This window comes from Pedobacter petrophilus, assembly GCF_009674725.1.
GTDB classification, from domain to species: domain Bacteria; phylum Bacteroidota; class Bacteroidia; order Sphingobacteriales; family Sphingobacteriaceae; genus Pedobacter; species Pedobacter petrophilus.
Window position 1 is genome coordinate 1 of record NZ_WKKH01000097.1, and the last position, 4182, is coordinate 4182.

Below are 4182 nucleotides of genomic sequence, written 5' to 3' on the forward strand. Positions count from 1 at the left end.
CTGCCTTGGGTTGTGGTGGATTGAAAGTTTGTGGTTTAAGCTTTAACGTTTTCTCCTTCCATCATTTCCGAGGCCGGATAGCAGAGTGTTGATAGCGGGGTGCCATCAATAAGTCGTCCTTGCGAACTGAAGCGGAGGTTGAGTGAGGGCGTGAAGCAATCTATCTTGTTGTGGCTTATTAATCATTTGGCCGCTGCGCTTGGCCTGCCCCGGCTGGCCGCCGAAGGGCTCTTACTTTTTTGCTTGATCAAAAAAGTAACAAAACCGAGCTTTTCTGCGAGCTCATGAATGCCTGTAAAAACATGAACAACTTATGAATAAACTCAAGGCTTGGACCTGATGTCGGATAAAATCGTTAAAGCTTTTTGTCGGCAGCACAAGTTCCCGATGAAGGATCGGGACGGACGCGCTGCCTTGGGTTGTGGTGATTGAAAGTTTGTGGTTTAAGCTTTAAACGTTTTCTCCTTCCATCATTTCCGAGGCCGGGTAGCAGGGCGGCCATAGCGGGGTTCACCTCGTTGTTATTCAGAGCGTGGGGAAGAATGCCTGCGTTTGTAGCGACTCCCCATTGTCCTAAACCGTGCAATTTTAACTTTCTAGCTGTGAGAAATGCTTTCATCTAGCGTAATTAGGTATTTTTTCCGAAGTAAAGCAACTACGAAGCAGCCCCAACGTTTACCCGTCTTAAATATGAAGCGGATATAGGTGGAAGGTGGCCGAAACGTAGACTAAAGGCGGGCTGGTGGTGGACTTCAGTAATCATCTCGTGTTAAAAAAGGCAGAAAATTGCTATATTGGATTAATTAATCCCTTGTTTACACAAATATAATTAATTATGGCTGCATTAAATGGGATTGTTCGATTTTCCGGGCAACTGGGAGATCTTGTTTTTTATCAGAGAGGAAAGAAAAACGTTGTCAGGCGGAAATCTGATACTTATCAACTTTCTGAGAATAGTAAAAAAAGTGCTAAAGACTTTGGAGCGGCCAGTCGAAATGCTGCTTACATCCGGAAAGCATTTGCTCCGCTGGTCAAGCTTTATGCTTACGGCGATCTCCTGAATCGCCTGAACAAACGTTTTATCGAAATCTTTAAAACCATCCCGGTCGAACAGGCAGGTCATAAAAAACTGGTAGATGGTAACATTGCCTTGCTTAAGGGTTTCGAATTTAACAGCAGCACGCCCCTGGAAAAGTTATGGCTTAACGAAACGGATTTGCGCATAGAAGCCGATGGATTAGTAAAACTTATTCTGCCTGAGGGTGAAATAAAGTCGCTCCTGAAACCGCATCCTAAGGCTACCGAAGCACGATTGCAGGTGATGGGCTTTCATTTCGATCTGGATGATACGGGCGGCTACGAAATTATTGAAGTGAATGACCTGGTTATCTCTTTAAATCGTAGCCATTTTCCGAAAACAGCATTAGCCTTAAACTTGAATCACCAGGGCGATAAAGCTTTAATCATCACCATGGGCATTTCATTTTTTACCGGTACTTCCCGCTTTGGTGACCGGCGTTATTATGCCTGTAAAATTATTCATGCCTGCATTTAAAGGATGGTGTAATCGTCGATTTTGTGGCGCAACCTCAAGTGGAAAAGGAGGTAATGGAGGAAGGAGATAAGTTGAGCTGGGCGGTAGAGGAGAGGTGAGTTTGGTGTTATGTTTAATCTGAATTTTAATTTCCAGGAGGATTCAGTATGTCGGAATTTCCGACATACCACTCTACATGGTGCAATTGTAGATAAAGCCCAAGAAGTTGAAACAACTTATTACAATCTCAATGTGATTATCTCTGTATTCTGGCGTAGAATGGTTGGGAGAGGTACCGCAAAAGCGATAAGGCTTTAATCATCGACATGGGCATTTCATTTTTTACCGGTACGGCCCGCTTTGGCGACCGGCGCTATTATGCCTGTAAAATTATTCACGCCCTAAATGTAAAGGATGGTGTAATCGTCGATTTTGTAGGGCAACTTAAAGTGGAGCAGGAGGTAATGGAGCAGGGCGAAAAGTTAAGCTGGACGGTAGAGGAGGAGGGAGTTTGTTGTTATCTTGAAATTTCTATATGATTGCACTTCACACAAATCAACAGTGTTTTCTTAAATCGTGTACCTGCCCGCTAAGGGTATAGGCTGCTGCCAATTCTCGTTTAAGCTGCTTCATCGGATGCTTACGTTCCTAGGGTTGCAAACTCCATAGTAACCTGTTAAATAAATAATTCCATTTCAAATTAAACATGTTCCTGCCGTAGCCCCTTTCATTGTTTTTTGGCATAGCCTTATGTTTAAATTTAGACAAATGGTTCAATGAGCGCATGTTATAATCACTTATAACTAAAAGAGAAAGTTGATCTGTTTTTAGGTGTACGGGAAACCGTAAATAATATAAGTCTCTATAAGTTAACTTGTCGCGTTATTGTTGAATCCAGGTGTAATCTAGATTTATATTTAATGCATGTATAACTTATAAAATCGCTATGAGCCTTAAAATTCAACTTTATATCGTTTCGCTTTGGTTACTCTTCTTTTTATTATTTATTAATAAAGTGCAGATACCTTATTGCTTTGATAAGAATTGCCATTTTATTGGTTTTACTAAACTGTTAATCACTAATATAGTTCCGTTAATATTCTTATCGCTGGCAATTTTTGGCCTTATCTTCTATGCAAATTTTAAATACGTTATCCGTAGAAACAGATCTTTACCGGATAAAGTAACCAGAATTGAAAACTTGAACTGGGAGCATTTAACCTTTTTGGTTACCTATGTCATTCCATTTTTAAGTTTCAATTTAAATGAAGACCGAAATGGTTTAGTCTTTTTTATAGTGCTGATTATCATTGGGATTATTTATATCAAAACGAATATGTTCTACACCAACCCAACTTTGGCACTCCTTGGGTATCATATTTATAAACTATCTACAACCAATAAAGAAAACATTATCATCATTAGTAAGGATGTGATTCAAGAAAATGATTCCATTCAATATCAATTATTGAGTGATAATATATACATGGCCAATAAATCAATAAACAATGGAAATACAAGAGCTTAAAGAAAAACTAAACCTAGTTAACGACGCTATTAATCCAATAGGGATTAATATACATTTGGTGAAAAAAGGGGAGGATGGAACTGAAACCATTCTCGATGCCGATATCTCGCCGGAGTTGGCCGATGAATTAAAAGAGATATTTACTGTGGCCATTAATGAAAAGATCCTCAACAATGAAGAAATAGAATTAAAAGATATTTCTACTGCGCAAGAAACAATCAATTCGTTGTTTTTCTACGATTTGGACGAGTTTCCAGAGAAACTTGCAATAGCTAAGGAGTTTGATCCATTTATCGATTATCCCACATTTTCATTCTCAAATGATGATATGGAAACCATAAAAGCGATAATTGTAACCATTGGTAATGCGGATAATTATTTTTCAATTTACAAACACGTGTACCCAGTTACAATTGTTAGACAAGATAAAATGTTAGGGCTTATTCCTATTGGTAACAGGTTTGAGAAACTTAACAGTAATATTTTACAGATTAATAGTTCTATTGACTTCTTATTCACAGATGATTCTCTTGTGATCAATAATCTAAAAACTTTGGCTTCTGCTTATGGTTACAATGAGATTGTAAAAAACCAGGCCAGGCAAAATATCAATCTAATTTCGGGGCTTGATTTAATTGATAATTTAGAGGAATTGACATCACTGGTAGATAATGTTAAATATGCTAAGCGTGTGCTAAGGATAAAACCAGATTCGCCCGTGCTGCAACTTGCCAAAACAAGGATCATTGCTTTTATTACTTCACACCCTAAACTTTCGGGTAAAATAAGATTAAATGCAGCTGGAGATAAAATTTTGTTGGATACCGATGTTTCTAAAGTGATTACCATTGGGATTTTAAATGACGATTATTTAAAATCAAATTTGACCGAATTGGATTATGAAAGTGAAAGTAAATTAACTATTGCTGATGAAAGTTAGTTATAACAACTTGCATTTGCCCCCCAATATTTAAATAAATCAGTTTATCGAAAACAATGTAGAATATAGTAAGAACTGTAAGTTTTTTAATTTGATAATAGACTGCATATACCAATAAATTTGACCCCCTTTCGCCAATTTTAAATTGACCCCCAGAGTTGTTGCTTGAAAAAAGCAGAA

6 protein-coding genes are annotated in these 4182 nt (G+C 38.0%); 4 read left to right on the top strand and 2 right to left on the bottom strand.

The window, feature by feature from the left end; genetic code table 11:
- Window positions 1–355: 355 nt before the first annotated feature.
- Complete coding sequence (locus tag GJU39_RS23070; protein ID WP_154283344.1) at window positions 356–619, bottom strand: hypothetical protein; 264 nt, start codon at window positions 617–619, stop codon at window positions 356–358.
- 216 nt (window positions 620–835) lie between these two features.
- On the opposite strand from GJU39_RS23070, the gene GJU39_RS23075 reads away from it, so the two are divergent.
- The 4 genes from GJU39_RS23075 (at window position 836) to kwaB (ending at window position 4002) form a co-directional block, all read left to right on the top strand.
- Window positions 836–1555 (top strand): hypothetical protein, encoded by a 720-nt coding sequence (locus GJU39_RS23075; protein ID WP_154283345.1) that lies wholly within the window; start codon window positions 836–838, stop codon window positions 1553–1555.
- 305 nt (window positions 1556–1860) lie between these two features.
- On the top strand, window positions 1861–2073 hold the full coding sequence (locus GJU39_RS23080) for a hypothetical protein (protein ID WP_154283346.1): 213 nt from the start codon (window positions 1861–1863) through the stop codon (window positions 2071–2073).
- Window positions 2074–2480: 407 nt separating this feature from the next.
- Complete coding sequence (gene kwaA / locus GJU39_RS23085; protein WP_209437728.1) at window positions 2481–3062, top strand: anti-phage protein KwaA; 582 nt, start codon at window positions 2481–2483, stop codon at window positions 3060–3062.
- On the top strand, window positions 3043–4002 hold the full coding sequence (gene kwaB / locus GJU39_RS23090; protein WP_154283347.1) for an anti-phage protein KwaB: 960 nt from the start codon (window positions 3043–3045) through the stop codon (window positions 4000–4002). Before kwaA ends, kwaB begins: the two co-directional genes overlap by 20 nt.
- Here the strand turns inward: kwaB and GJU39_RS23715 are convergent.
- Window positions 3983–4182: hypothetical protein (locus GJU39_RS23715; protein ID WP_209437729.1), on the bottom strand; the 200-nt coding region annotated here is incomplete at its 5' end. The two genes, kwaB and GJU39_RS23715, sit on opposite strands and share 20 nt — an antisense overlap.